The 26,468-nt window shown below is 69.5% G+C and carries 27 protein-coding genes; 17 read left to right on the top strand and 10 right to left on the bottom strand.

Annotated features, from left to right (window positions below; translation table 11 throughout):
• The 9 genes from ACG83_RS30115 to ACG83_RS30075 all read left to right on the top strand — a co-directional run bounded on the left by ACG83_RS30115 (position 1) and on the right by ACG83_RS30075 (position 7,359).
• Positions 1–708 (top strand): 7-carboxy-7-deazaguanine synthase QueE, encoded by a 708-nt coding sequence (locus ACG83_RS30115; protein ID WP_235498276.1) that lies wholly within the window; start codon positions 1–3, stop codon positions 706–708.
• A complete protein-coding gene (locus ACG83_RS30110) occupies positions 698–1,189 on the top strand; it encodes a phosphoribosyltransferase family protein (protein WP_054569586.1) in 492 nt (163 codons plus the stop codon). Before ACG83_RS30115 ends, ACG83_RS30110 begins: the two co-directional genes overlap by 11 nt.
• Positions 1,186–2,310, top strand: coding sequence for a glycosyltransferase family 4 protein (locus tag ACG83_RS30105; protein WP_054569585.1), 1,125 nt, complete (start codon positions 1,186–1,188; stop codon positions 2,308–2,310). Before ACG83_RS30110 ends, ACG83_RS30105 begins: the two co-directional genes overlap by 4 nt.
• 96 nt (positions 2,311–2,406) lie before the next feature.
• A complete protein-coding gene (locus ACG83_RS30100) occupies positions 2,407–3,108 on the top strand; it encodes a PIG-L deacetylase family protein (protein ID WP_054569584.1) in 702 nt (233 codons plus the stop codon).
• Positions 3,105–3,866: a WbqC family protein gene (locus tag ACG83_RS30095; protein WP_054569583.1), complete on the top strand. Its 762-nt coding sequence runs from the start codon at positions 3,105–3,107 to the stop codon at positions 3,864–3,866. Before ACG83_RS30100 ends, ACG83_RS30095 begins: the two co-directional genes overlap by 4 nt.
• Positions 3,853–4,572 (top strand): hypothetical protein, encoded by a 720-nt coding sequence (locus ACG83_RS30090; RefSeq protein WP_054569582.1) that lies wholly within the window; start codon positions 3,853–3,855, stop codon positions 4,570–4,572. Before ACG83_RS30095 ends, ACG83_RS30090 begins: the two co-directional genes overlap by 14 nt.
• Positions 4,569–5,621 carry a radical SAM protein gene (locus ACG83_RS30085; protein WP_054569581.1) on the top strand — a complete coding sequence of 351 codons (1,053 nt, stop codon included), beginning with the start codon at positions 4,569–4,571 and terminating at the stop codon, positions 5,619–5,621. The genes ACG83_RS30090 and ACG83_RS30085 overlap by 4 nt, the downstream gene beginning before the upstream one ends.
• Positions 5,618–6,697, top strand: a complete 1,080-nt coding sequence (locus tag ACG83_RS30080) for a DegT/DnrJ/EryC1/StrS aminotransferase family protein (protein ID WP_063793239.1) — start codon at positions 5,618–5,620, stop codon at positions 6,695–6,697. The genes ACG83_RS30085 and ACG83_RS30080 overlap by 4 nt, the downstream gene beginning before the upstream one ends.
• Complete coding sequence (locus tag ACG83_RS30075; protein ID WP_054569580.1) at positions 6,691–7,359, top strand: PolC-type DNA polymerase III; 669 nt, start codon at positions 6,691–6,693, stop codon at positions 7,357–7,359. The genes ACG83_RS30080 and ACG83_RS30075 overlap by 7 nt, the downstream gene beginning before the upstream one ends.
• A gap of 11 nt (positions 7,360–7,370) precedes the next feature.
• Here the strand turns inward: ACG83_RS30075 and ACG83_RS30070 are convergent, their stop codons facing one another.
• Positions 7,371–7,859, bottom strand: a complete 489-nt coding sequence (locus ACG83_RS30070; RefSeq protein ID WP_054569579.1) for an NUDIX domain-containing protein — start codon at positions 7,857–7,859, stop codon at positions 7,371–7,373.
• Positions 7,860–8,028: 169 nt separating this feature from the next.
• Between ACG83_RS30070 and ACG83_RS30065 the strand changes: the two genes are divergently transcribed.
• From ACG83_RS30065 to ACG83_RS30055, 3 genes are all read left to right on the top strand, one after another.
• Positions 8,029–8,913, top strand: a complete 885-nt coding sequence (locus ACG83_RS30065; protein ID WP_054569578.1) for a hypothetical protein — start codon at positions 8,029–8,031, stop codon at positions 8,911–8,913.
• On the top strand, positions 8,900–10,558 hold the full coding sequence (locus ACG83_RS30060; RefSeq protein ID WP_054569577.1) for a PEP/pyruvate-binding domain-containing protein: 1,659 nt from the start codon (positions 8,900–8,902) through the stop codon (positions 10,556–10,558). The genes ACG83_RS30065 and ACG83_RS30060 overlap by 14 nt, the downstream gene beginning before the upstream one ends.
• 250 nt (positions 10,559–10,808) lie before the next feature.
• On the top strand, positions 10,809–11,582 hold the full coding sequence (locus ACG83_RS30055) for an IS5/IS1182 family transposase (RefSeq protein WP_054564425.1): 774 nt from the start codon (positions 10,809–10,811) through the stop codon (positions 11,580–11,582).
• Positions 11,583–11,749: 167 nt separating this feature from the next.
• On the opposite strand, the gene ACG83_RS30050 is transcribed toward ACG83_RS30055, so the two are convergent.
• The 8 genes from ACG83_RS30050 to ACG83_RS30015 form a co-directional block, all read right to left on the bottom strand.
• Entirely contained in the window at positions 11,750–12,064 is a 315-nt protein-coding gene (locus ACG83_RS30050; protein WP_200931402.1) for a 4a-hydroxytetrahydrobiopterin dehydratase, read from the bottom strand.
• Between the two features lie 12 nt (positions 12,065–12,076).
• Positions 12,077–13,588 carry a helix-turn-helix transcriptional regulator gene (locus tag ACG83_RS30045; protein WP_054569663.1) on the bottom strand — a complete coding sequence of 504 codons (1,512 nt, stop codon included), beginning with the start codon at positions 13,586–13,588 and terminating at the stop codon, positions 12,077–12,079.
• Between the two features lie 372 nt (positions 13,589–13,960).
• Entirely contained in the window at positions 13,961–14,359 is a 399-nt protein-coding gene (locus ACG83_RS30040) for a hypothetical protein (RefSeq protein WP_054569576.1), read from the bottom strand.
• Between the two features lie 128 nt (positions 14,360–14,487).
• Complete coding sequence (locus ACG83_RS30035; protein ID WP_054569575.1) at positions 14,488–14,835, bottom strand: hypothetical protein; 348 nt, start codon at positions 14,833–14,835, stop codon at positions 14,488–14,490.
• Positions 14,828–15,859, bottom strand: coding sequence for an ATP-binding protein (locus ACG83_RS41695; protein WP_063793238.1), 1,032 nt, complete (start codon positions 15,857–15,859; stop codon positions 14,828–14,830). Before ACG83_RS41695 ends, ACG83_RS30035 begins: the two co-directional genes overlap by 8 nt.
• A 161-nt stretch (positions 15,860–16,020) precedes the next feature.
• Positions 16,021–17,235, bottom strand: coding sequence for a hypothetical protein (locus ACG83_RS30025; protein ID WP_054569574.1), 1,215 nt, complete (start codon positions 17,233–17,235; stop codon positions 16,021–16,023).
• Positions 17,232–18,041 (bottom strand): SAM-dependent methyltransferase, encoded by an 810-nt coding sequence (locus ACG83_RS30020; RefSeq protein WP_054569573.1) that lies wholly within the window; start codon positions 18,039–18,041, stop codon positions 17,232–17,234. The genes ACG83_RS30025 and ACG83_RS30020 overlap by 4 nt, the downstream gene beginning before the upstream one ends.
• A gap of 393 nt (positions 18,042–18,434) precedes the next feature.
• Positions 18,435–19,325, bottom strand: coding sequence for a class I SAM-dependent methyltransferase (locus ACG83_RS30015; RefSeq protein ID WP_083473677.1), 891 nt, complete (start codon positions 19,323–19,325; stop codon positions 18,435–18,437).
• Positions 19,326–19,663: 338 nt separating this feature from the next.
• Here ACG83_RS30015 and ACG83_RS30010 point away from each other — a divergent pair, with 338 nt between their 5' ends.
• The 4 genes from ACG83_RS30010 (at position 19,664) to ACG83_RS29995 (ending at position 23,441) form a co-directional block, all read left to right on the top strand.
• The gene (locus tag ACG83_RS30010) at positions 19,664–20,767 is read left to right on the top strand and encodes an IS630 family transposase (protein ID WP_054569572.1); all 1,104 of its coding nucleotides are present in this window, start codon (positions 19,664–19,666) and stop codon (positions 20,765–20,767) included.
• Between the two features lie 511 nt (positions 20,768–21,278).
• Complete coding sequence (locus ACG83_RS30005; protein WP_054569571.1) at positions 21,279–21,653, top strand: hypothetical protein; 375 nt, start codon at positions 21,279–21,281, stop codon at positions 21,651–21,653.
• Positions 21,650–22,030, top strand: coding sequence for a hypothetical protein (locus ACG83_RS30000; protein ID WP_054569570.1), 381 nt, complete (start codon positions 21,650–21,652; stop codon positions 22,028–22,030). Before ACG83_RS30005 ends, ACG83_RS30000 begins: the two co-directional genes overlap by 4 nt.
• A gap of 298 nt (positions 22,031–22,328) precedes the next feature.
• Positions 22,329–23,441 (top strand): glycosyltransferase, encoded by a 1,113-nt coding sequence (locus ACG83_RS29995; protein WP_200931401.1) that lies wholly within the window; start codon positions 22,329–22,331, stop codon positions 23,439–23,441.
• Between the two features lie 134 nt (positions 23,442–23,575).
• Here ACG83_RS29995 and fxlM read toward each other — a convergent pair whose 3' ends face one another.
• Entirely contained in the window at positions 23,576–24,799 is a 1,224-nt protein-coding gene (gene fxlM / locus ACG83_RS29990; protein WP_054569569.1) for a methyltransferase, FxLD system, read from the bottom strand.
• 397 nt (positions 24,800–25,196) lie between these two features.
• On the opposite strand from fxlM, the gene ACG83_RS29985 reads away from it, so the two are divergent.
• Positions 25,197–26,465, top strand: coding sequence for an MFS transporter (locus tag ACG83_RS29985; RefSeq protein WP_063793237.1), 1,269 nt, complete (start codon positions 25,197–25,199; stop codon positions 26,463–26,465).
• Positions 26,466–26,468 lie beyond the last annotated feature (3 nt).

Below are 26,468 nucleotides of genomic sequence, written 5' to 3'. Positions count from 1 at the left end.
GTGCAATCCGCAGCGCCGCCTCGGGACCTCCTGGTCAGCGAATGTTTCGGACCCACCTTCCAAGGTGAAGGCGCCTCATCCGGCCGGCTGGCGCTGTTCCTCCGTCTCGCCACCTGCAACCTGTGCTGCGGCTGGTGTGACACGCCTTTCACCTGGGACTGGAGCCGCTTCGACCGCGGCGCCGAGACCAGCCGTGCCAGTGTGGCCGACCTCGTCAACTGGGCGACGAGCTCCGCGGCGACGCTCGTCGTGGTCACCGGGGGAGAGCCGCTGCTTCAGCGGGACGGCCTGGCAGACCTGGTGGCCTCGTTGGCGGCTGCGGGCAAACGTGTGGAGATCGAGACGAACGGCACGCTCGTTCCCGGCCCTGCGCTGGCCGCATCCACCGCCCAGTTCAACGTGGGGATCAAACTGGCGAACAGCGGGATGCAGGAGGGCCGACGAGTCCGACCGGACGTCATCCGAACGTTTGCCGAGACGGCGGCCTGCGTGTGGAAGTTCGTTGTCCGGGACCTCGCCGATCTGGATGAGATCTCCGCTCTGGAGGCCCGGTTCGGCCTTGCGCCGATCTGGGTGATGCCCGAGGGCACCAACGCGGAGTCGACGCTCGCCGTTATGCGATCGCTCGGCGACGAGGTGCTGGCACGCGGGTGGAACCTGACGCCTCGTCTGCACATCCTCCTGTGGGGAGACGCCCGTGGACGCTGACCTACTCACCTGGCATGACGTCGCCGGGATCACCGAGGCGCTGGCCGCCGCGGTGATCGTCGATGGGGTCCCGGATGTGGTCGTGGGCATTCTGCGGGGCGGGATGGTCCCGGCGGTGCTGCTCGCTCACCATCTCGGTGTCCGGGATGTACGCGCCCTGACGATCACTCACACTCAGTCGGACGGCGTGAACGCGCCGAAGGTCGAACGGCCCGTCCTCACGAACCCAGACTCCGTCGGCCGCCTCGACGACCGGGACGTTCTGCTCGTTGATGACGTGGTGGGCAGTGGTGGCACGCTCGATGCCGCTCGCAGTCACCTGGCCCACAGCCACCCTGGCAGCGTGCGTACCGCCGTGTGCCTCCAGAACTTGGCGAACTGGCCGGCCACACGCGGTCCCACCAGCGGTAATTGGCGTATTGCGACCTACATCGGACGCGAGGTCCGGCGGTGGGTCGTCTTTCCCTGGGAGCGGCCATGACAGCGGTCGCGTTCTGTCTGCTGACCTACCGGCCCAATCATCCCTCCGGTATCGAGCGGAGCATCGCCGCGTTGACGGCCGGATTGCGAAGCCTCGGCCACAGTGTCGTGGTCATCGCTGGTGGCCTCGCGGAGGCGGGAGACGAGGCCGAGCCGGGGCTCGTCCGCTTGGAGTCGGTGCGGTTGCCGCGGCCGGCGCTCAACGCCGACGTGCTCGCCGCGCTCGCCGAGCCCGGACCCGTCGTGGCCGAGGTGTCGCGTGTGCTGCGCGAGCGTCGGATCGAGGTCGTGTGCTGGGGCGCGCCGGTCTGGGGGCTGGGTTACCTGAACCCAGCGCCGCGCGGGGTGCGGACCGCGCTGATGATGCACAACAAGATCCGGCCCGGATCGGCGGATACGTGGAGGACGGCAATGGCCGCCGCCGACGTGGTCCTGCCCGCGAGCCCCTATCTCGTGGACGCGGCGGCGCAGGACGGCTGGGACACCAGCGCCTGGCGGGTGGTGCCCAACGGGGTTCTCACCCTTCCGCAGCCACCGGACCGCGAGCAGCGGGAACGGCTGCGCCAGTCGGGCCCGCTGCGGGTCGTCTCCCGGGTCGCGCCCGTCAAGGGGCAGGCCCCGTTCTTGGCGGCCATGCCGCCGCGGTGGGATCGCCGAGTGGAGATCGTGCTCGCCGAGGCCGACTTCGAGTTCGAGCCCGGCGAGCAGGCCGCGGCGCTGGCCGCGTGCCGTGAGCAGGCGGCGCGACGTCCCGACGTTGTCCAGCTCCTGCCAGCGCTGGGGTGGTGGGAGGTGCCCTCGTTCTTCGCCGGCGCGGCGGCCACGGTCATCTCGTCCCTGGAACCGGAGACGTTCAGCCACACGGCTGCCGAGGCGCTGTCCGCCGGCACCCCGGTGATCACCTTTGAGCACGGCTATGTGCCCACGCTGATCGGCTCGGCAGGACGGGTCGTGTCGCTGAGCTCGGGCTTCCCCGCCGTCTGGGACGCGCTCGACGACCTGCTGGCCAACGCCGAGGAGTACCACGCCGCCAGCCAATCGGCACCGGCGCGGCTCGCCGCCCACACACCCGAGAAGGCAGCCGAAGCGTTCCTCGCCGCGACGGACGCCGCCCCCGCCTGATCTGAAGACCCGGATCTTCCCGGGTCTGGAACTCCGCCGTACGGGTTGTCCGTACGGCCCCGTCGCACCCCTTCCACGGACAAGAGGAGGGCCCCTGTGTTCGGGCTACATCCCGGAGATCGGGCGCTGGTGGTCGGTGCCCATCCCGACGATGAAACCGTCGGCATGGCCGGCACGATCGCCGCGATGACCGGCTACGGCATCCAGGTCGACGCGCTCGCCGTCGCCTGCGTGACCGCGCCGATGTACGGCGGCAGTTCAGACACCCGCACGCGCCTGGACGAGTTCCACGAGGCATGCGACGTGCTCGGTGTGGACCGGCGCACGGTCGCCTGGCTCGACGACGAGCGCGCGGCCAGCCCCAGCGCGCATCTTCCCGAGCTGGTCGCACTGATCGAATCAGGCCCGGACGTGTCACTGGCGGTATCCCGGCCGGCCGCCCTGTTCATCCCCGCCGGTGGCCATCACCAGGACCACCAGGCCGTACATCTGGCCGCCCTCGCCGCAGTACGGCCAGGCTTCCGCGCTGGCCGGCCGCTGCCGCGTGTCGTACTGGGCTACGACGGGCCCGAAGACCGGGCCTGGCTCGCCGGTCCCTCGCCCAGGCCCGTGCTCGTCGACATCACCCCGACCCTTCAGACCAAGGCCAAGGCGCTCGCCTGCTACCGCAGCCAGCTACGGGAAGACCCGCACCCCCGCAGCGTCGAGAAGATCCAGGCACAGGACTGCGCGGCCGGCGCGGAGGTGGGCACCCCCGCGGCCGAACGGTTCGCCGTGTACCGCATGGCGTTCTCATGAGCGACGCCAACCCGGCCGCTGGCCACGTCCTCGTCGCGCACCAGCCGGCCTACCTGCCCTGGCCTGGCTACTTCGCCCGGCTTCTGGACGTCGACCGTTTCCTCCTGCTCGACCATGTCCAGTACTCCGCGGGCAGCTGGCAGCAGCGCAACTACGTCCTGGGCCGAGACGGCGAACGCCGACTGCTGACAGTCCCGATCCGCCGGCCACACCACCAACCGATCTCCGACGTCCTCATCGACGACGACCGGTGGCGAGGGCGGCACTGGCGGATCATCTCTGACGGATACCGCCGCGCCCCGTTCTGGCCACAGTGGGAACCGCGCTTAGCCGCCATCTACGGCCGGCCCTGGGAGCGGCTCGCCGCCCTGAACGAGGCGCTGCTGCGCCTTCTCCTCGATGGATTCGGCATCTCGGTCGACATCGTGCGTTCGAGCGCGCTGAGACCAACGGGCCGCAGGACCGACATGCTGATCGACCTGTGCCGACTGACCGGCACGCGGATGCTGCGGGTCGGCACCGGCGCAACCAGCTACCTCGACGTCGACAGCCTCGCCCGCGCGGACGTCGGGATCGAGATCGCAACCTACGCCCACCCGCCCTACGACCAGGGCCGCGCGGACTTCAGCCCCGGCCTTTCCGCACTGGATCTCCTACTGCACCGCGGACCCGACGCTCGCAGCGTTCTGGCCGCCGGTGCGGCGAACAGCCCGTGGACATCGGCCATCCCCACGGAGGACTCCCATGCCATCCGATGATCAGCACCCGGCCAGCGGCGCCTTGCGCACCGCACCCGGCCCGGCGCCTACGCAACCCTGGGTCACCCTCGAAGGCGCCAACGGCGTCGGCAAGACCTACCTGGCCCACATCGCCCTCCAGCACCTCGGACAGCGGTGTGTGCCGCTGGTCGAGCTTCCCGACCAGGCCCCCGCGCTGCTCCCGGGCCAGGTGATCAGCGCCCTGCGCGCGACCGGCGACCTGTTCCTGCGTACCGGACATCCACGGACCGAGACCCTCTTGCTGGCCGCGCTTCAAGTCCACCGACACGAGACAACGAAGGCGGTCCCGGGGCAGGTCGTCCTGGAGGACCGCGGCCCCCACAGCGTGGCCGTCTATCAGGCCGCCGTCCTCTCGGCTGACGCTCCCCTCGACGAGGCGTTCGCCGTGGCCACTCGCATTCTGGAGCTGCTGGCGCAGTGGCGGCCCCTGCCCGCCACCACGCTCCTGCTTGTCGATGACCCGGACCGCTGTCTGGAGCGCTTCGAGCACCGCATCGGCCGCGACGCCAGCCCGAGCGAGATGGCGCTCATGCAGCGGGTGACCAGCCTCTACCGCCTGTTCGCCGCCGCATCGCCCCAGCCGTTCGAGGTCCTGGACCGCACCCACTTGGACACGGACGCCTGCGTGCGGCGCATCGTCGCAGCCTGCTACCAGGCCGCGGCCCTGTTCCAGGAGCCCCGATGACCAGGGGTGGCGGCGAGAAGGCGGTCACCCTGCTGTGGGCGCTGCGAAGCCCATGTCCCCTGTCCTGCCGGTACTGCTACTTCGGAACGATCGAGGAGCATCGGGACAGCCCCGTCACCGGTCCGGGAACACTGTCGCACCTGTCGCGCAACGACCTCACCGCCGCCGACGTACTCGCCTTCGCCCGCAGCATCGCCGGGTCGGCGGTGAAGCGGGTATTCCTCGCCGGAGGGGAACCACTCGTGTGGCCACCCATTCTCAGCCTGATCGAGATCCTGAAGGGCGGTGGCGTGCAGGTCGTCGTCGCCACGAACGGCATCCCGCTGAACCGTCCCGACCTCGCCCGCGCCCTCGTCGACCTCCAGGTCGACGCGGTGTCCGTGTCGCTGGACTCCACCGACGCCGCCTACAACGACGCGTGGCGCCCGGCGCGCAACGGCAAGGACGGCTGGCAGCAGGTCATCGACGGCATCCAGTCGCTGAGTGCCGCCCGCGGCACCGCGCCCGCTCCCCACGTCGGCGTCTACATGGTCGTCACCCGGCACAACCTCACCGACCTGACCGCGACCGGCCGCCTCGCCGCGGACCTCGGCTGCGACTACTTCGTCCCGCAGCCCGTCGCCCTCGACCCCGACCACACGCTTCACCGCCAGCTCGCCCTGACCACGGACGACCTGCCGATCCTCGGTCAGCAGTTCGCCGCCCTCGCCGATGCACAGCTGCCGGTGTGGACGCCACGGGCGAGCTACCCCGGTCAGGTCGCCGACGCGGTCCGGGTCCCCACCGGGTTCGTCCGCGGCTGCTTCGGCGGGCGAAGCCTCTTCTTCATCGAACCCGATGGGTCTGTCTGGGACTGTCCGTCGTCCCTTCGCATCGCCGCTACCCCTGCCTCGCGGCGCCGGACGATTCTGGATGGCACCGCCGCCCAGGTCTTCGCCGCGGACGACGGCTGCGCCGACTGCCCGCTTTTCTCCGTCGACTGCGTCAACATGTGGCCCCTCATGGATTTCGACCAGGTCCTGTCGACGTCCGCCGGGACAGCATCGTGAACGCGCCCGATCCGATGGTGCTGCTGGAGCGGGTGGTCGCGCGGATGCCCGATCCGGTCGGCCGTGAGCAGGCAGCGCTGCTGGAAGCCGAGCTCGCGGCCATGCACGGCGTCGCGCACGCCGTCGCGGTCTCCTCCGGAACCGCGGCCCTGCACACGGCGCTCGTCGCGTGCGACATCGGCGAGGGCGACGAAGTCCTCCTCCCAGCACTTACCGTGATCATGACCGTGGCTGCCGTCGTGCAGGCGGGCGCCCGTCCGGTGTTTGTCGACGCCGGGCCGGACGGCGAGCCTCTGGACCTCGCCGACGCAGCCTCAAAGATCACACCCAGGACGCGGGCCGTGCTCCCCGTCCACCTCGGCGGCCAGTGCGGCGATCTGGACGCCCTCGCCGATCTGGCCAGAAGCGCCGGGCTGGACCTCATCGAGGACGCCTGCCAGGCACACGGCAGCCGGTATGGCGGACGGCACGTAGGCACCATCGGGAGGGCAGGCTGTTTCTCCCTCAAAGACGGGAAGTTGATCTCGTCCGGTGAGGGCGGCTATCTCGTCACCGACGATCCGGACCTGGCGTCCCGCGCCGCCGCGTTCCAGTCCCACTGGCAGATCCCTGCCGCCGGCCAGCCGGCGCTGTCCCGGCTCGGCACGAACTACAGGCTCGCCGAGCCGCTCGCCGCGCTCGCCCGGATCAGCCTCGCTGGCTTCGACGGGCGACTCGCCCGTCGCCGGCACGCCGCGAACCGCCTGGTCGACCTCGTCGGCGACGTTCCCGGCCTGGCCCCGATACTGGCCACGGCAGGGGAACAGCCCAACGGATACAGCGCACTGTGGCGGATCGTGCTGCCGCAGCCGCGGCGGCTGTGTCGCCGCCTCGCCGAGGCCGGCGTTGTCAACAGTGTCGGAACGTTCGACCTGCGCGCCGCCCACCTGCATCCGGCCTGCCGCCCGTTGCATCCCGCGCCCTGCCCCCGCGCCGAGCACGCGGCGGACTCCCTGCTCGCAGTTCCGGTTCCGCACGACGACACGCACCTCACCCAGACTGCGATCCTGATCAAGAGCGAGGTATCGGCATGGTGACCCTCGACGACCCCGCACTCCTGGGCCACACGTTCGTCGTCATCGACTTCGAGGCGCTCACCCCCAAAGGCCGGCCCGCGGAACCGATCGAGGTCGCGGCGGTCGCCGGCTCCTTCCGCATCGGCCACTGGGCCGAGACCGGACGGTTCAGCGCCCTGATGCGACCACCCGATGACGTCGCCGTCACCCCGTTCGACGTCGCTCAGACCGGCATCACCGACATGGAGCTGCGCACTCAACGCCCAGCGTCGCGGGTCATGGCCGCTCTCGACGCTCGCCTGACCGCGCCGCCCTACCGACTGGTCGCCCACCATGCGCCCACCGAGGCAGGTCTGATCGCACGCCAACACGAGCACTGCCCCCGGCTGGCCGCAACACCGCTGCTGTGCACCGTCCGCCTCGCCCGAGTCGCCTACCCCGAGCTGCGGTCCCACAGCCTGGACACGGTGCTACATCACCTGGGCATCCCACTGCCCGCGAACCGACACCGCGCCCTGCCCGACGTGGAACTGACTGTCGCGCTGTTCGGACGACTGCTCACCGACGGCGCCGCCACCGACCGGTGGTCCACCCTCGCCGACCTCGACCGCCTCGGCGGCATACCACCCAAACGAGCAACGCAGGTACCGGCGGACACCAACACGCAACAGCCGCTGTTCTGACGCGGACTGTGTTAGCTGTGCGCGAGTTCCTCGCCTTCGCTGAAGCGGGCGAACAGTTCCTTGGCCTGCAACCGGGAGTCCTCGGCGATGTCCGCCCCGTCGGCGAGCTCCTGCTCGTCGAACCAGCGCACCCTCGTCTCCGGGGGCTGCACGTCACCGTCCCAGAACGCCACGAAGACATGGTCGACGTGGACGTGCCGTTCGCTGGTGTGACTGTCCGGGCTCGCGGCCATCTCCACGATCCACCAGGGCGCCACTACAGGCGTGTGCGGAAAACCGTCCGGCAGCGGGGTCGCGGGACCGGCAACCAGGCGCACGCGGCATCCCAGCTCCTCGACGACCTCCCGGGTCGCGGCTTCCGCTGGGCTCTCGTCCGCCTCGACGTGACCTCCCGGCGGAATCCACCCCTCAAACCGCGGATGCCACATCATCGCCACCCGCCAGCCCGCCTCCTCGCTCTGGCGGAAGACGAAGACCGTCGCCGTCGCCTCTTTGATCATCGCCTGTGTCTCTCCGCTCCCGCCTTCGCCGGCGCCCTCGCAGGAATGGCGCGAGCCTCCCATACCGCTCCCAACCGAGCCCGACACGACACCCCACACCCACGCCAAGACACCAGTACGTGCCAGCGCCCATAGGGCGTGCGTACCCGGACGAGTACGGGAGGTGGCCATGGAACCCGTCTGGAACGGGGTCCTGACCTGCGACTACGAGCGAACCCGCCCCCAGGCCAGCCACCTGGAGTGGGATCTCTACACCGAGGCCCTCATCCGGTGGCCACTGATCCTCATGGACGACCCCACGCCGTATGGCCAGCTCCGCCGCACGGGCATCGTCGACATCCCCGAGCCAACCCACCGCGACCTGACAAGCACCTGGCACCGCCAGCTCGCCAGCCTGGACTACACCGTCAACCTGATCACCCGCGCCACCCATGACCGGGACGTCGCCGGCGCCGCCCTCGACCGCGTTGACGCCGCCAGGCGGCGAGGCGACGTCGGCGATCTCACGCGAGTGCTCGCGGCAGCGACCGCGGCGTTCACCAGGGTCAACGCGACGCACATCGTGAACTGGCTGCTCCCCGAAGACCACTGGGAACGCCTGCTCACCGACTTGTTCGGCTCCCGCGACGCCGCGCTCACCTGCCTGTCGGCGCTCCAGCTTCCCGCCACGCCCGGACACATCCTGGCCACCCAGATACAGCTCACCCACCAGTCGGAAGAGGCGATCGCCGCGGACATCGAGGCGGTGGCTCGACAGCAGGAACCGAGAACCCCGGCCGCTGACCTGATCGCACAGCGCACGCGGGCCGCCCGCCGGCGCGAAGCGTGGACCACCGCCGCCCTCCTCGCGGCGGCCGGCAACGACCAGGTCGTCACGGAGATCCGCGCCATGGCCTTGCTCCTCGGGTGGGCGGCCGACAGCGAGGAGCGCCGTAAGGAACTACGCGAACGCTTTCTGACCGCCGCACACGCCTGGTGCGACCTCATCGACACCGATCCGAGTCGGATCACCGCAGCCGACCTCCAAGGAGAGGACCGCGATGCACTCCGTTGAGGTCATCAGACTGGCCGACGCCATCGACCCCGCCCTGCATGGCGGTAAGGCCACCGCCCTCGCGACACTGATCCACCACGGGCTACCCGTACCCGACGGACTCGTCCTGCCGGCCGATCTCCCCGACGACCAGCTCACGAGCGCGGTCTCCACCGTGCTGGACTGGGTAACCTCCGTCGACACCCGCTATGGCATCGTCGCCCGCTCCTCAGCACCCGCGGAAGACGGTCCCGAGGCGTCCTTCGCCGGTCTCCACACCTCCCGCTTCACCCCCACGCATCCCGAGGCGCTCCTCGCCGCCGTCCGCGAGGTGCGCGCCTCCGCGATGACGCCGGCACTCGCCGCCTACTCCGCGCGTCGCCACGTACGCCCGACCCCACACCTCGCGGTTCTCGTCCAACCAGCCATCCGTCCGCACGCCGCAGGGGTACTGGCCGCCTCCGCCCGCGACGCCGGCGGCCTTCGGTCGTGGGCCCTCGACGCTGTCCGCGGCCTCGCGCTACCGGTGGTCGACGGAAGCCAGCGCGGCGAACGCCACCACAGCACCCGCGACAACCCGACGCCGGCCGAGCAGGATGTGATCCTTCTACCCGGAACCGCCGACGAGCTCCGCCAGCCACCCGGCGAATGGATCGCGCTGCCCGCAGTCCACGGACAACCACGACAGCACGCCAAGATCCAGACCTCGGCAGCCGGCTTGCTCCACCTCTACACTCCCGCGCCGATCTCTGACGCCCGCCTGCTCACCACCTCGACGCGGAACCGCCTTCTCCGTCTTGCCGGCCGCGCCGCCGCGGTGCTCAACCTCGACCGCATCGACATCGAGTGGGCCGTGACCGCCGACGACACCATCCACATCCTTCAAGCACGCCCGCTCACCAGCCCCGTCCCCGACTCCGCTCCCCATGCGCTACCTGGCGACAGCTCGGTCTGGCACGGCATCCCCGCAGCACCTGGCCGCGGCACCGGCCCCGCCCATCACCAGCATTCCGACGCCATAGCCCCCACCGCCGAAACGCCCGCCGGAGCCGTGCTCATCTGCGACAACATCGGCCCGGAAGCGCTCCCGGCTCTCCTGGCCGGCCCAGCGGCGATCGCCGCGACATCCGGAGGGCCGCTCTCTCACGCCGCCATCGTCGCACGCGAAATCGGTATCCCCTGCGTGACCGCCTTGCCCAGCGAGCTCCTCAAGGTCAAGCCCGGCACCCATCTCACCGTCGACGGAACAGCGGGCACGGTCCGACGCGCCGTCACGGCCGAAGAACGGCCACACCGACAACCACCAGCACTCACCGGCGCAGCCGTCGTCACACCGACACGACCGGCAGCCATCCCCTCCGATGAACGAGCGGCCACTCTCCTTCTCCATCTCCCCGGCGATGAACTACCGCTCCTCCGCGACGAAACCGAAGCCGCCTCACATCCGACAGAACCACCCGTCGGCGTTTTCCAGCCCAGCGAAGAGCCAGCACTCCCGCCACTGCCGACCGGCTACCAGGAACACCACCTTCCGGGACTCGGCAGAATTGCCTGGCCTACCGATGCCGGCCCCCTCCCCGGCCGTCTGGTCGCCCTTGAGGGCCGGCAGACCATTCACGAGCGGCCGACCCGCCCCGTCAAACCCACCCGACCCATCGGCTCATGATCGCGTACAAGGGGGCCGTAGGAAGAGGACTGTGTGGGATTATTGAGCCTTTTCAATCTTGGTTTGTCTGATTCTCCCGGCGGTTAAGGGTCACCAATTGACGAATTGAACGGGAACCGGCTCGGGCCGTTCCATCATCTGGCGACGGCAATAGTTGGTCGGGCGGCGGGCGGAGGGATGCCGTAAATAGAGAAGTCCCCGGTAGATCACAGGGTTCCTACTCCACTGTGCCCTTGACCGAGGACTTCCGTTGCTAACCTACCCCGGTGTCGTCGACCTGCCCGAGTCGACCCTGACCTTCCTCACGGGACTGCTGGCCGAGGACCGCGCCCAGCGCCGGACCTGGCGCAAGCTGCCCCCACGCGAGCAGGCACTCCTGGTGCTCGCCCACCTCCGCAAGGGTGAACGCTACGAGCACCTCGCCGAGGGCTTCCAGGTCAGCGTCGGCACCGTCCACAACTACATCCGCGAGGCCGTCGGCCTGCTCGCCACCCACGGCCGGACCCTGCTCGCCGCGGTCTGGACCTTCGCGTGGACCCAGAGCAACTTCCTCATCCTCGACGGCACCGTCGTGCGTACCAACCGTGTCCGTGCGCACAACAAGCTGTACTACTCGGGCAAGCACAAGTACCACGGCATCAACCTGCAGGGCCTCACCGACCCCTACGGTCGGCTGCTCTGGATCTCCGAAGGACTTCCCGGCTCCGTCCACGACCTCACCGCGGCCCGGATGCACGACGTCCTCCATCTGATCGACCGCTCGGGGCTCTACCTCTACGCGGACAAGGGCTACGTCGGCGGCGAGGGTGACCGCCTCCTCGTCCCGGTCAAGAAACCCAAGAACAGGGAACTCCCCGACCGCGACAAAGAGACCAACTGGACCCACGCCACCACCCGCTCGCAAGGCGAACGAGGATTCGCGGTCCTCAAGAACTGGCACATATTCGACCGTTTCCGCGGCTGCCCACGCCGCGTCGGCATCTTCGCCCAGGCCGTCCTCGTCCTCTCCAGTGAGGGCCTTTAGGAAAATCGACTTTGAAAAGGCTCATTGAAAAGGCTCGCGAGCTGGCCGGAACGCCTCCTGCGGCGGAAGGAGCGCGACGTCTACCCAGAGTTCTGACCTTCAGGGGAATTTGACAGCGACGGGCCCTCGGCAATGCCGGTCACCAAGGCGCGATCCTGGCAGGGGTGTCAAAGCGGTTCTGCGCTGTGGGTTTGGGCGATGGTGTCGATACGTCGCGCGAGATCGAAGTCAGCCGCGGTGATCCGATGCCCGGCGTCGTGGGTGGTGATCCCGAAGCGGATGCTGTCCCAGCGCAGGTCGATATCCGCATGATGGCCGATGAGCCGCTCGATGTCGGCGACGTGCACGATCAGGGCGACTCCGCCGTGGTAGCGGATGCGGAAGGATTTGGTGATCTCCTGGCCGACGCGGGTCCAGCCGGGTAGCTCGCGCAGCCGGGTCTCGATCTCGTCGTCGGCCAAGGGCACGGGAACGTCCGGCACGTCGGGTCTCCTTTAGAGCGCGAAGATCTCGTCGAGGTCGCGGCCGAAGGCCGTGCCCTTCCAGGGTTCTGCGGCTTGCTGTAGGCCGGCGAGCTCACGGCGAATCCGCACCGACCCAGTTTCCACCGCCACGTCCGCCGCGAGCTGTCCGGCCTCGACCGCGCGTCCCAGATCTCCGTTCTGGACACACGCGGTTGCCTGACGGGCGAGATACACGCCGCGATCCCGCCGGGCATGGGCAGGCATCGTTGCGAGGACCTGCTGCCACAGGCCGGCGGCGGCCGTGGCCAGTCCCAAACGTCCGTAGCAGGTCGCGCGTTGTACCTCCAGGTAGGCCGGCGTGCGCCGGCAGGCGTTGCCCCATGGCATGCCGTCGTCGCATCGCTCGACGAGCGGGGCCGCCTGGTCCAAGACGGCGTCGACGGTCGCGCGATCTCCGACGAGCGACGCACCGTGGGCCTGCTGCTGGAGTGCCAGGACCCGCATCTTCGGGCTGAGTCGACCGGCGTCGGCCAGGACCGCGCCACACAGGTCGAGTGCGCCGAGGCCATCGGCGAGATCTGTGCGAACGGATGCGTGGTTGAGCAGCGCGTAGGCGACGAGCTGGTGGTCCCGGGAGCGTTGTGCGGCTTCCAGCGCGACGCCCCGCCAGACGGACGAGCTCGCAAGGTCACCGGCGTCCTGATGGAGCCAGCCGATCAACGAGGCGTAGGCCGCGCTTGCGCCCAGGAGGGGCCGCCGTGTGTCCCCGTGGGCGGTCGCCACCAGATTGCCGATGAGCGTGTGCTGGGCGGTGACGGTGCTGATCAGCTCGCTGGGGCCGAGCATCATGTCCGCTCGGTAGTGGCCTTCCAGCTGCTGGTTGAAGTAGTCGATGAGGGCAGGGTCTACGTTCCGCAGGGCGGGCCTGCCGAATGTGAGCACGGTGGCCGTCGCGGTGACGAAGTCTCGTCGATCGAGGTCGGGCATGACGGCTCCCGTAGCATCTGCGGGCCTCATGACTTGCGGTGTTGGTACGGCTGGCATCGTGATCTGTCTGCCTCTGCGAGGCTGGCCTGAGTCGTCCGCGAGCACAGGAGCCGGTGCTGATCCACGTTGCGGGTCCGCCGCGGGGTTCCCCCGCGCGGTGTTGATGAGGAGCATGTCGGTAGGGGGAAGGTGTTCGCGGTCGTCGAGGTCGATCAGGTTGTGGATGCTGGTGTCGTAGACCTCGGCGAGCAGGGCGAGGAGCTGGGGGGTGGGCCGGCGGCGGTTGTTCGGTAGCGGCCAGTTCTCCAGTTCCGACAGCTTCGGTGCGGTCATGGGCGCGGTGCCCTGGGGGCCGAGGCCGGTGCGGGTGGTATGGGTGTTGATGTGGTTGGCGGCCTGTTGCTGGGTCCAGCCGTGCGCGATCCGGTGGGCCGCTCGGGGGCGCAGCTTGTAGCGGCGGGTGAACTCGATGGCGATCTCGTCGTGCGACATGCCCACGGCGCGCATCCGCGCCCGCAGCTCATCCTGCTCCACGCGCAGACTGTGCCTACTCACGTCACGTCCCTTCCCGATAGGGTCCGGCCGGGCGTCCGTCACCCGAAGCATCAAGATTCATGTGGTGATCCGCCGCTGTCGGGTCAGAACTGATCGTTTACCTGTCGCCCACGGCGCTATCCGCCCCACCGGGTAGCCACGCGACCATGATGATCAGCCTTCTGGTCGCGCCTGTCATTCCCCCCATGACGAACATTTTCTTCGACCGTTCTCAGGCCGCTGACCTGCGGGAATGGTGTGAGACGGTGCGATCCGTTCGACGCGTGGCCTCGCATCGCTTCACGCGGCGGGTGGGAGTACAGGTGCTCGCCGTCGTCGCCGGCAGGCAGCGGGCGTGCGATTTCGTGGTGGTTGGCGCGGTATGCAGGGCGTCTATCTGACCGCTCGGTGCTCGTGGAGGCCGCTGCCCGGTTGGGGGGCATCGCTGTCGTAGCGCAGGTGGAAGATCATGGCGGCGGTGTCGACCTGGTTGCGGGCCTCTTCGGTGCTCAGGCCGAGCTGTGCCGCCTGGTCGTAGGCGTCCAGAGCCGAGCACAGGTCGGTCCACTCCGGGGCGGTCGGCGCGGTCGGCGGGACGAAGGTCGCGAGCAGGCTGGCCAGCTGAGTCGGCGGGAGTGCGTCGCGCATTCTGGCGAGCAGAACGATGGTGCGGAGCGCGGGCGGGACGGTGTAGCTGCGAGGTGGCATGCGGGCCGTTTCGTCGTCGGAGGTCTGCGGTGGTGAGGACGCGTCGCCGGCGGAGGCCAGGGCCTTGATCAGGACCGCCGCCATGCGAAGTTCGGTGAGGCACTGACAGAGGCAAGGCGTGCCCCGCCCGCCCGCACAGCTCGGACCGCACTTGGCCGCCGGAAGAGCCACTACGGGTCCGTCAGGGTCACGCCGCGCGGAGTTACCCGCGGTCATCGTCCTTCGGTGGGCGGCTGTGTCTGGGCGTTGCGGGCGGCGGCGACGGCGCGGGTGAGGGTCGCGGCGAGGGTGTCGGCTTCGTCGAGGGTGAAGGCTTCGCTGTCAGGGTCCTCTTCTCCGGCGCCGAGGGAGATCATCGGCTGGTAGGTGGTCGTCGCGGTGACGTACTGCTCGATCGAGACCTGGATCGCTGTCTGGTCGCGGACCCCGGGGATGGGCGGCAGGTCGATCACGGTGAACTCGGAGACGTGGTAGTCGCCGGGGCCCGCGGGCACGACGTCGAGATGGCCGGCGGGCTGCTCGCACCACGACGGGCAGGAGCTGGTAGCAGGGTCAGGCATGGCGTTCCCCTCTCGGGTCAGGTGGCTGGGGCGTGGCGGCCGGAGCCCGTGGGTGTGGGGCGTGCCGGGTGGTGTCGAGGGTGCGTAGGCCGTCACGGACCCGGTGCAGCAGGTCGAGGTCGAAGACGTCCGGGGCGGGCGTGGTCGCGGCGTGGGCGGCGAAGCGTTCACGCCGCGGCAGGCCGTCGGTCGGGGTGGTCGGAATGCGGTGAGGGAGAGGGGTGTGGTGGGGTAGGGCGGCCCAGACGACCTTGCCTCGCTCCTGGTGGCTGCCGTCGGGGGTGTGGACCCGAGCCTGGTAATAGCCGGTGCGCGGGGTCAGGCTGGTGATCAGGTGCAGGCCGCGGCCGTCCTCGGCGTCGAGGCCGGTGGCCCTGCGGGTCGGGTGGCCCGGTCCTCCGTCCCAGACCTCGACGATCACATGGTGATCGCTGTAGGTCAGGCGCATCGCGATCTGGGACGTCAGGTCGTCGTCGCCGTGCAGGCTTGCGGCGAGCGCGTTGGTGACGAGTTCCGTGGTCAGCAGGGTGATCGTGTCGATCACATGGTCAAGTTTCCACTGGTGGAGTTGCCCGGTGACGTCGCGGCGGGCGGCGCTGGCGGACTGGGGTCTGGTCGGGTAGTGCCAGACGTGGTGCGGGAGCAGGTGAACGGCCGGTTCGGGTGCGCTGGCGGTGGTGATGGCCACGGCGGTGGTCATGCGGCTCTCTCGACGGCAGGGGTCTGGGCTGGTCTCGCCGTCGCGTCGAGGGGGCGCGGGCGGGTGGGACGAGATGCGGATGGCCGCCGCCCGTGGTGTGACGGCCGCGCGGCCGGGGCTGGCGGAGGCGAGTGGGGCGTCGTGGACAAGCGTGAGGTTGTTCTCGGCGAGCACCACCACGCGGCACGGCCAGGCGCATCCACACTTCTCGCACAGACCGTTGCGTTGGACGTGCCGGTCCAGGAGGCGCACCGCGCTGCCGCGCAGCAGCTCGAACGCACGCTCGGGCGGCTGGGCGGTCGCCTTCGGACCGAGAGCGATCAACGGGTCGGTGGATCGGCCGCGAACGGCAAGATCCTGACCGGGCGGAGAAGCGGGGGCGGAAACAGGCGGCGCGGGAGGGGCGGGGTGTGATCGGCTGCCCGGTGGCCGGCTCAGGCTGATAGCCATGGACGTGCACCTTCGGTCTACGAACGGGTGAGTGATCAGTGGTCAGCGGAGTCGAGCTGCCGTGCTGGTCGGTCGGCCGGGCTGTCGGCGAGGGCTGCGAGGGCGGCGTTCAGCGCCGCACCAGCGCCGCGTCGGCGCAGCTCGCGGGTGAGCGCGTCGAGACCGGACAGCGCCGCCAGTGGTGGGGCCGGCGGATCGGCCGCCGTCGGGCCGAGCCGGAGGGCGACCGCTGGCAGCGTCAGTGTGGTGATTGCCTGGTCGTAGACGGTGGCCGCCCAGACGGTCAGGACGGCGTGCAGCCAGTCCCGCCAATGGTCCCGGCTGGCGGCCAGCCGACCGGACAGCCACGCCTCGACACCGTCGACGAGTTCCGCTCGGACCGGTGGCGGGCAGCCGAAGATCAGCAGGTACAGATGGCCGAGCAGTGTTCCGGTGTCCACGAGGTCTCCGCCGGGTTCGAGCGCGGGTGACACCAGGACCGCCCGTGACGATCCTTCCGGATACAGGACGCCGCGTGGGTTGAGGTTCCCGAACGCGATGCCGCCGCGGCTGAGCAGCATTGGGTCCAGCTGGGTGGCCAGCCGGCCGAGCCGCGTTGACAGGCTGCCCGCGAGCGCGCGGAGCTCTCCGATCTCGCCTGCCGTCGTGTCGTCGGCGTGGAGGTGGTCCACCGGATGGCTCAACGCTTCGGCGACGACCCGGGGCAGCACGCGGGTCGTCGCAGCGGCCTCGGACAGTTGCGCGGGTGGATTCCGGTGCAGGTCGCTGAGGTCGTCCATCAGCGCCGTCATCACGCCGGTGAACTCCCTCGGCCGGGCCCGGAGCCGGGCGGCCAGCGTGGCGCCGTCCTCCCAGGGGGTGAACATCACCCCCTGGGCACAGGCGATCGGGGAAGCCACCCAAAGGCGGGTGTAGGCCGCCAGCGCCGTGAGCTGCTCGGCCTGGCCGGCGATCGCGGTCGCCGCGTCGCCGTTGGCGTCGGCGAGCACGGTGGCGAGATCACCACGGTCGCCGCGGACGAGGCGTGACAGCGTCCGGCCTGCCGGACGGACCGTCGCGCACAGTGCCACCCCGCCGGCGCGGACCTGGCGATACAGCGCCCCGCCCGCCGTGGCGATCGGCCCGAACGTCGGCTCGCTGTGGGGCCATCGCTGGGCGGTCGCGGTGGCGATCCACTCGTCCGTGTGGGACAGCAGATCGCGGGCGTCGCCGTCGCCCCAGCAGGTCGAGCAACCCGGACGCGGGCTCACCGGACGCGGCCGACACCGGCGTAGACCGGCAGCCGACCCTCCACCGTCGTCGACCGGCCTCGCCGACGGTCCTGCTCCCAGCCCGGGAGCTGGACCAGGCCGGGGTCGACCAGCGTGCAGTCGTCGAAGAACGACAGCACCTCGGTGCGGTCGCGCAGCTGGAACGGCGCGGTTGTGCGCCGGTACACCTCAGCGGCTTCGGTGACCTGCGGGGACTGTCCGTCGCCGGTGGCGTGGGTCACGACCAGATGACTGCCCGCGGGTAGGGCGTCGCGCAGCTGGGCGACCAGGTGTCGGGGGTCGGTGTCGTCGGGGAAGAAGTGCAGGACCGCGACCAGGAGCAGCGCGACCGGCCGCCCCCGCTCCAGCAGCCGCGACACCTGCGGATGGTCCAGGATCTCGTCCGGCCGTAGCAGATCCGCCTCGATGGCCACGGTCTGCGGGTTGGGCGCGAGCAGGATCTGGCTGTGCGCGACGGCGACCGGGTCGCTGTCCACGTAGACGACCTGGGCGTCCGGGGCTAGCTGCTGGGCGACCTCGTGGACGTTGCCCATCGTCGGCATACCCGACCCGATGTCGAGGAACTGGCGGATACCGACCTCGCCGGCGAGGTGGCGGACCGCCTCACCCAGGAACAGCCGGTTGACCCGGGCGGTGTCGCGGATCTGCGGCCATGCCTGCTCGACCTGCGCCGCCGCTTCCCGGTCGGCCGGGAAGTTGTGCGCGCCGCCGAGGAAGTAGTCGTAGACCCGTGCCACGTTCGGCCCCTCGGCTCCGGCCGCGGTGACGCTGTCCGCCCCCCTCACGGCCGCCCCCGTGACCAGCGCGCCGTGGTGGCGACACCGCTTCGCGGCGGACGCGGCCGGTCCGACCGTGTGACCGGGCCGGGTCTCGTCCCTGGGGGGTGGTCACGATGCGTCGAACAGGCGATCCTCATCATGGGAACGGTCCTTACTGACGGTAGGCAAAACGGAACCGTTACACCTTCGTCCTAGCGGCGTCGGGTGGTCATCCCCCTCACCGCGAAGAAGCCGTTCACCCGTCCGGACCCCGCCTGAGCTGGGAAAACACCGAGGGGAACGGGTATCTCTTCGCTCGTTGCCAGCCCCTATCTCCCCGGAGTGTGATCGTTTCCCTACGGTGGTGCGTGAGGCGTGAGGTCTCGGGAAGCGGTGGCGGCGACCGCGCGGCCGGAGGGTTCAGGGGGAGACGTCCGGTTTGATCGCGGTGATGTAGGCGATGGAGGTATGCAGGAGGATGGGGCGCCGGCGGGCGGTTGAACGCCACGCCTCGGAGTAGCGACGGGCGAACGCGGCGCCCAGGGTCCGGCCGATCACCTGATAGGTCGACTCGCCGGCCGGGCCCGGGGCGTGCAGCGCGGCTTCGGCGGCGCTCACATTCTCCAGCGGGGCGGTAACCGTGTCCTCGGTGTACTCGACCTCGGTGAGCCCCGCGAGGCGCGCGTTGCCGACCGCATGGGCCGGAGTGAACGCGTAGGCGGCCGGCCGGACGGCGGCCATCGCCTTCTCCACACGGCTGACGTCGTGGGCGCTGAGCCCGTCCAGCTCGATGGGCTGACGTCGGGCGAGCACGAGCTCGCAGACCGACAGACGCCCCCCTGGTCTGAGAACCCGCCTGATATCGACCAGCATGCGGCGGGGATGACGCAGCGGCGCCAGGACACTGAAGCCGATGACCGCGTCGAAGCTGGCATCGGGCAGAGGCAGGGGCCGTTCCGCGAGATCCCATACCGATCCCCACGTCTGGCCGTTCTCCGGGGTCGGCCGGATCTGGCTCAGCGCCGCACGGGTCGGGGCCAGGGTCGTGACGCCGCCGCCCGGCACCACGGCCGCGAGCGCCGCGGACGTCAGCCGCGCGCCCAGGCTCAGATCCAGCAGGTCCTGCCCGGGACGCGCAGCGGCACCGTCCAGCACGACGGCCGCCAGCGCGGAGGGTCGCTGACGGGGATCGCGCCGGTCGGCGCGGTGCACGGTCAGCAGATCGGAATCGACATGTTCGCCGGCGGAGCGGCCAGACCGGATCTGGGGCCGGCCGGCGCGTGCGGTCTTGGTCGGATGCTGGGACGTCACGAATCACTCTTCTGGTCGGTGGTGCTACCCACTCAGGTGACGTGCGGGCAGCGGTCGCAACGATCATCACGATCGTCGACCGGGCCGTCATTCCCGCAAGCGGGAACGATTCGTTCACCCTGCCGCGACCGCCGTGAGCTGCGAAGACAGGTTGGCGCCGCCCCCACTCGTTCGGCATTGGGCCTGTCGGATGCTCACAGCCGTCTGTCCCGCCCGGCGATCACGCCACGCCAACCGAACCGCTGCGGGAGTCCGCCAGGCCGCTCGTGCCAGGAGCGGTCTAGTGTCTTGTGATTCTGTTTCCTTTACGTTGGCGGGTTGCCGGATAGAGTGATCTTGTGGAGCTGGGAGAAGCGGAGCACACGGAACTGTCCGTGCTGATCAACGGTCGGGATGTTCCCGCGAACGTGGGCACACGGGCACGGATCGTGCTGTGGCACGCGGAGAACACGCCGAAGGCGCGGATCGCCCAGCTGGCGGGGGTGTCGCGACCCACGGTGGATCTGTGGCTGCGCCGGTACGAGCAGAACGGGGTGGCCGGTCTGGTCGACCGGCCGCGAGGCGCCCCGCGGGAACAGGTCCCCGCCGCGGTACGGGCCCGGATCGTCGCGTTGACCCGCACCACACCACCAGCGGAGACCGGACTGTCGCACTGGTCGAGCAGGGAGATGGCCCGCTACATCGGCCGCACCGGACCGACACCGGTGTCCTGGCACTACGTGGCGAAGGTGTGGCGGGAAGAGGGGCTGCGTCCCCACCGGTCCGGCACGTTCAAGCTGTCTCGGGATCCGGACTTCGCTGTCAGGGTCGCCGACATCGTCGGGCTCTACCTGCACCCACCCGGCGGCGCGGTCGTGCTCTGCGTCGACGAAAAAACCCAGGTCCAAGCCCTGGACCGCACCCAACCGCTGCTCCCGATCAGTTTCGGACGCACCGAGAAACGCACCCACGACTACGTCCGTCACGGCACCACGAACCTGTTCGCCGCCCTCAACGCCGGCACCGGGGAAGTCTTCGCCTCCTGCCATCCCACCCGTAACGGCGCCACGTTCCTCGCCTTCCTGAAGGACGCGGTCGCCCCGCACGGGGGCCGGGAGATCCACGTCATCCTGGACAACCTGTCCACCCACACGACTCCCGACGTACAGGCCTGGCTGGAGGAGAACCCGCACGTCCGCTTCCACTTCACCCCCGTCGGTTCGTCCTGGATCAACCAGATCGAGACCTGGTTCGGGATCATCACCCGTCAGGCGATCCGCCGCGGCACCTTCCCCTCGGTCCACGCCCTGACCCGCCAGATCCGCGACTACATCACCCACTGGAACGCCACCGCCCAGCCGTTCACCTGGACCGCCACCGCCGACGAGATCCTCGCCAAGGTCCGCCTCACCCAGACCAGCATCCGCAAACTCGTCGACAACAACCGAAACCGCAGCCGGTAAGCAAACAGGATCACGGGACACTAGAACGTGGCGGACCGAGCCAGATCAATCGGCAGGGGCGGCCTCCCACAGGCTGTTGTGACACGTCGACCCCGGCGGTCTTCATCGCTACCGACACTCTGGCCGACGACGGTGACGAACAGGGGCCCAGGCACCGCGTGGGCCCTGGGAATGGGCAGTCACCGCCGAAGCGAGAGTCCGCCTCCCGCACATCCGCGCAGGTCAGACGGGCAGCGCACCCCGAACAGATTGTTCGTCAGCGAGGGAATGACGTCCGGCCTCCGTCCAGGCGATGGTGTGACGGTTCCACCTCACCCGCCAGGAAGGACCACCGGCACCCGCAGACATGGACCGGCGCCCCTGCCACGGCGGCACCCCGCTGCTCTCCCACGGAGCCGGCGGAACCCCGACCAGCCCCGGTCTCGGCCCGCGTAGGAACCGTTACCGAAGGTCGACGTGGTCGCACGAGCGCGCCGTCTTCCCAGCACTATCCGGAAAGGAAACGGGCCACATGACCGTTGAGCCCCGTACCCAGCCCGACGATCGTCTCCGGGCTGATCTGGCCTGGCTGGGCGCCATCCAGGACACCCCCGGCGTGCTGGAGACGTTCGTCGCCGGACATGCGCCTCGCGTGTTCGCGCTCGTCGAACAGGACGTCGGCATGTTGGAGGACAGCGTGTTCGGCTGGGGACTCCAGTTCAGCGACCACGCTGTCGTCGTCGCGCGCGGCGGGACGTTCTCCACGGTCTGCTCCCACGCGGACGACGCCGTGAAGATCTTCGCCGTCGCCGGACGGAACCTCCGTCTCGTCTGGCACACCCCTCCCACCCCGACGTCCTCCGCCGGTGGCCGCGACATCCTGAAGCGTCGGCGGGCCATCCGATGACCGCCAGCGACACCTGCCCCGTCTGGTGCCAGCTGCCCGCCGGCCATCTCCGTCCCGAGCCAAACGGCCCTGGCGATCACCACATCGGCGAGATCGCGCAGATCGACCTCCCGGAGCTACCTGGGCTGCGGTCCGCGGTGAGCGGTCCGCTGCGTGTGCGGGTCGAGCAGTATGTGACGGCGTCCACCGTCTACCCAGCGGTCGTCAGCGTCGACTTCGGTGACCGCGTCCCTACCCGCAGCGGCTACGAATACGTCACTTCTGGAGAAGCTCAGGCTCTCGCCTGGATGCTGATCCGCGCCGCAACCGCTCTCGACGCCGAAGACTGGGCCAAGGCGCTCCACCACCAAGAACCCGGCGAAGGAGACCACGCGTAGAAGCGGACCGGTGGCGACAGTCTCCGGTACTCGCCGACGCTCACGCTGGAGCTAGAGGCCGGGCGCTTGCCGGACTCGCCGCTGGAACTGGTATTACGGGCCGGCTCCGACAGGGCCCGAGAGCAGCCGGTCGGTTGTCGAGCGAGGCCGTCAGCACGGGCAGGATGGGCATGCCCCGGCCGCGCTCCCGCGTCGAGCGAGATCCAGCTCGGCGCCGGCCGGGAGCTGTGGTGACTGACGCTATTGGGACGCGATAAACCTCCATCAAATTTCTGTCGGCGGTGAAAGAAAGCTTCCTGTGTTCGCCGTCGATGTTCCAGTCGGGAGCCTCATGAAGATCGACATCGTGCATCCGGGATACTTCTCCGTACAGCCGTCAGACCTAACCATGAAGGGTCTAGGTGGGAATGAGACAGGTATGGTCTTGTCTGCTCGTGGCCTCGCCGTCCGACGGCATGAGGTGCGGGTATATGCCGACTGTCCGCGCGTAGACGATTTCGGAGTGCAGTGGTTGCCTCTCGCGGAGCTGACCGAGGAAGAATATCGGGACGTCATCATATTCTGGGTGCGGACCAAAGGAATAGAACCTGGCCGGTTTAATGCTCCGGTACGAGCAGTGAAGCTAGGGCTGAAGACGCCCAACGGCAGCCTTCTTGGCCAAGTCGCCGCCGGCGACATCAATCTCCTCATCGCCTTCTCTGATTTTCAACGCAACCTCTATATTAACGACTTTGGTTACCCGGCGGACGCCGAATGGGTTGTCACCGCAGACGGTCTTGACACGTCGGACTACGCCGAACAGCCACCCAAGACGGCGGGCCGGTTTCTGCACGCTGCGAACCCGAGACGTGGCCTGGAGTCGCTGCTGGACATGTGGCCAGCGATCCACGATGTGCATCCGGACGCCGAGCTGTTCATCGCATCGAGCCACCTACTGCGAGGCATAACAGTCGAGGAGGACCTGCGCCGTGCTGGCGCACTGTACGAGCAGGCAAAGGCGATGGCATCCGACGGCGTGCACTACCTGGGCCGCTTAGCCAAACCCGACCTCATTAGGCTCCAGCTGACTGCGCAGTTCTACCTGTATCCCACGACGTACCCGGAGACTTGCTGCATCGCGGCAATGGAGGCCGCTGCCGCCGGCGCCGTGATTGTCTGTTCGTCGGCCGGCGCATTGCCGGACCGGGTCATCGACGGCGTCACCGGCAGCCTGATCGCGGGAGACCCAGCAGACGCCGTCGTGGCCCAGACCTTCGTCGAGAGAATCACCGCGTTGAGATCGGACCCGACTCGGCTGCTACGTATGGGACAGGCGGCAAGAGAGCTTGCTGCCACCAGTGACTACACGAAGGTGCTCCCCATTTGGGAGGACGCCTTTGGTCGGGTCCTAGCCTCTACGCCTCCCGGCTGAGCTCAACAGTTCAGGAGTGTTCGAGGGGGTGAGGGTCGAAGGGTGCGCTCTCGCGTGTCCAGCGGCATCCGGGCGAGGCTGCCAGCACCGACAGGGCGGCGTGTCCCCGGCTGGGGTCCCACGTCCCGCGAGATCTAGCTCGGCGCTGGCCGGGAGCCGTGGTAGGTGGCGTCCGGGTCGGTTGGATGGGGCCAGGTGATGGTGATGCGGGTGTGGGCTCGGTCGAGGGTCCGGCCTGGTGGCAGGTCGTGGTCCGGGGTCCCGAGGGGGTGGGCGGTGATGCGGGGGTCGGGGCCGGTGCGGTGGTCGCGTTCCCAGATGCGGACCTGGTCGGCGAGGTCCTCGGCGAGGGTGGTGGCGTTGGGGCCGAAGGCGTGGACGCGGAACTCGTACAACGATTCGGCGATCTTCGGGCAGGTCAGGTAGGCGACGTTGGCATCGTGGACGACGGCGTCGCCGGGTGGGCGTCCGGCGGGCGCGAGGGACTCGGTCGCCGCGTCCTTCGCGACGTCGAGCTGGCAGTAGCCGTCGAACACGGTCGCGAGCCAGAGCTTGAGCGTGTCGAACGGGGTCATGGGCGGGATGTGCACCCCGGTCCAGACATCGACGCGAGGGGTGTCGAGGATGCCGTCGAACAGCTCGGGCTTCGGAGGGTAGTTGCCGTCGAACCGCAGGGCGATCTCGTCGTCGCGCAGTGCGAGGCGTCGCATCGGGTTCGCGCCGGCGCCCTGCATGCGGACGAAGCCGCACATCTGCGTCTCGCGGCTGATGAGCCGGCCGCCGTGACGTTCGAAGGCGACCCCGCGGCTGAGACCGCGCAGCCGAAGCGGGATGACCAGCCGGCCACCGTCGACCAACTGGTCAACCCAGGCTGGTGCGATGTCGACGGCCTGCGCCGTGACGACGATGGCGTCGAACGGGGCGTGTTCGGCCGCGCCGTGCCAGCCGTCGCGGGTCAGGACCCGGACCTGGTCATAGCCCGCCGTCGCGAGGAAGCGCGCGGCCCGGTCGGTGATCTCCGGGTCGATGTCGACCGTGGTCACCTCGCCCGTCGGGCCGACGAGCTCGGCGAGAAGCGCCGCGTTGTATCCACCCGAGCCCAGTTCCAGGCAGCGCATCCCGGGCGCCAGACGTGCCTGCTCGATCATCGTCGCCTGCAACCAGGGCGCGGACACCGAACTGATCGCTACGCCGTCGGCGTCGAACTTCGTCCGCACGACATCGTCGGCGTACGCCGCCTCCAGCGACGCTTCGGGTGTGAACAGATGCCGCGGCACCGCCCGGAACGCCGCCTCCGTCTCTGCTGTCCGTATCCATCCACCCGAGAGCAGGCCGTCGACCAGCCGAGCACGCAGCACGTCCGCTTGCTCCTCGTCGAGGACACCCGCCGCCTTATCCTACTGAACCACATCCACGGGCAACATCCCTACTACAGATCGTGATCGCCGGTTGGTCGCTATCACCATGCCTGATCGCAACGCGCTATACATCCCCCGGATGGCGAACATTCCGTTCACGTCCCCGGACAGCCCTGACCAGCGACGACGACCCGAATCAGGCCCGCGTGTTCGTGTAGCTGGCTGATCAGCTGCCTGGCTCGCTGCCCTCTTCTGCTGCGTGACCGCTGGTGCCGTCGCCCGCCCAGCCGACGCCAGGCGATCATCTGGGCGGGCCGCGTGATCCGCATCGAATTCTGCGTGTTGCACTGCACGGCGGTTCAGGCTGCCGGAGGATCATGGGTGGTACCGTGCGCCGGTGCGGGACCGAGATCGCCGCAACCTGCTCCTCGCGTACGCCGTGAGTGCGGCGGGCAGCGGCGTCGGGTCCGGGGCACTGCCGATCGTCGCCGTCGTCGTCCTACACGCCTCCGCGTTCGAGGTGTCGATGCTGTCCGGCCTGGCCGGGCTCACTGCCGCGGCGGTTCTGCTGCCACTGGGCGCTGGCATTGAGCATCGACGCAAACGCCCCGTGATGATCGCGGCGGATCTGGTGCGGTTCGCCGCGCTCGCCAGCGTGCCCGCCGCTGCCGCGCTGCATCTCCTTACCTACCCGCAGCTGGTCGCGGTCGGGGCGATCTCCACGGTCGCGTCGATCGCGTTTGCCGCCGCTAGCGGGGCGCACCTGAAAGCAATGACGGACCCGGCGGGACGCCTGGCGGCGAACAGCTGGTTCGAGACCGCCGACTGGATGGCGAGTACGGCGGGTCCCCCGGTGGGCGGGCTGCTCATCGGCGGCATCGGGGCCACCGTGACGATGGCCCTCGACGCCGCGTCCTACCTCGGCTCCGCCCTGGGCGTGCGGCGCATCCGCGCGAGCGAACCGTCGCCGCCTGAGCGCTCCGCCGACTCCGGCATCCGACCGGGTTGGCGCTACATCTTCGCCCACCCCGGATTGCGGCCACTGTTCTTCAACGCGATGCTGTTCGGCGGCCCGGTCGTCATGACCTTTCCGCTGCTCGCGGTCCTCATCCTCGACGATCTCGACCTGTCCGCGGCGGCCTACGGGCTGTCGCTGGGCCTGCCGTGTCTCGGCGGGATCGCCGGCTCAAGGCTCGCGCCCGTTCTGGCACGCAGGTTCGGGCAGCGCCGTGTCCTGCTCGTCGCCGGTGTGGCGCGCGCTCCCTGGCTGCTGCTGTACCCGCTCGCACCCCACGGCCTGACCGGACTAGTGATCATCATGCTGGCGGACACGGCCCTGCTGACCTGCGCAGGGGTGTTCAACCCGGTGTTCGCGACCTACCGGATGGACGTCACCGCCGACGCCTACATGGCCCGGGTACGGACTGCCTGGGGGATCAGCGCCAAGACCGTGCAGCCGCTGTTCATCGTCGCCGGCGGCGGACTCGCCGCGCTCACCGGCGTCAGGACCACGCTGCTCATCGCAGGACTCGCCTGCACGGCCAGCGCCGCACTGCTGCCGTACCGGACACCGTCGCGAGAGGCCGCAGCCTTCGGCGCGCCCCTCCCCGAAGCACGGCATGCCCACCAAGGGCCCCAGCGGTCTGACCCTCGGGTGCGGTCATGAGCA

This window comes from Frankia sp. R43 (genome assembly GCF_001306465.1).
Classification (GTDB): domain Bacteria; phylum Actinomycetota; class Actinomycetes; order Frankiales; family Frankiaceae; genus Parafrankia; species Parafrankia irregularis.
This window is presented reverse-complemented; position numbering and strand designations above follow the sequence as displayed.

Excerpts from the sequence above, each read along its gene's own strand:
- ACG83_RS30005 (WP_054569571.1), top strand. The coding sequence starts at position 21,279 with ATGACCGTTGAGCCCCGTACCCAGCCCGACGATCGTCTCCGGGCTGAT.
- ACG83_RS30060 (WP_054569577.1), top strand. The coding sequence starts at position 8,900 with ATGCACTCCGTTGAGGTCATCAGACTGGCCGACGCCATCGACCCCGCC.
- ACG83_RS30035 (WP_054569575.1), bottom strand. The coding sequence starts at position 14,835 with ATGCCTGACCCTGCTACCAGCTCCTGCCCGTCGTGGTGCGAGCAGCCC.
- ACG83_RS30070 (WP_054569579.1), bottom strand. The coding sequence starts at position 7,859 with ATGATCAAAGAGGCGACGGCGACGGTCTTCGTCTTCCGCCAGAGCGAG.
- ACG83_RS30040 (WP_054569576.1), bottom strand. The coding sequence starts at position 14,359 with ATGGCGGCGGTCCTGATCAAGGCCCTGGCCTCCGCCGGCGACGCGTCC.
- ACG83_RS30000 (WP_054569570.1), top strand. The coding sequence starts at position 21,650 with ATGACCGCCAGCGACACCTGCCCCGTCTGGTGCCAGCTGCCCGCCGGC.
- ACG83_RS30065 (WP_054569578.1), top strand. The coding sequence starts at position 8,029 with ATGGAACCCGTCTGGAACGGGGTCCTGACCTGCGACTACGAGCGAACC.
- ACG83_RS30095 (WP_054569583.1), top strand. The coding sequence starts at position 3,105 with ATGAGCGACGCCAACCCGGCCGCTGGCCACGTCCTCGTCGCGCACCAG.
- ACG83_RS30090 (WP_054569582.1), top strand. The coding sequence starts at position 3,853 with ATGCCATCCGATGATCAGCACCCGGCCAGCGGCGCCTTGCGCACCGCA.
- ACG83_RS30105 (WP_054569585.1), top strand. The coding sequence starts at position 1,186 with ATGACAGCGGTCGCGTTCTGTCTGCTGACCTACCGGCCCAATCATCCC.
- ACG83_RS30075 (WP_054569580.1), top strand. The coding sequence starts at position 6,691 with ATGGTGACCCTCGACGACCCCGCACTCCTGGGCCACACGTTCGTCGTC.
- ACG83_RS30085 (WP_054569581.1), top strand. The coding sequence starts at position 4,569 with ATGACCAGGGGTGGCGGCGAGAAGGCGGTCACCCTGCTGTGGGCGCTG.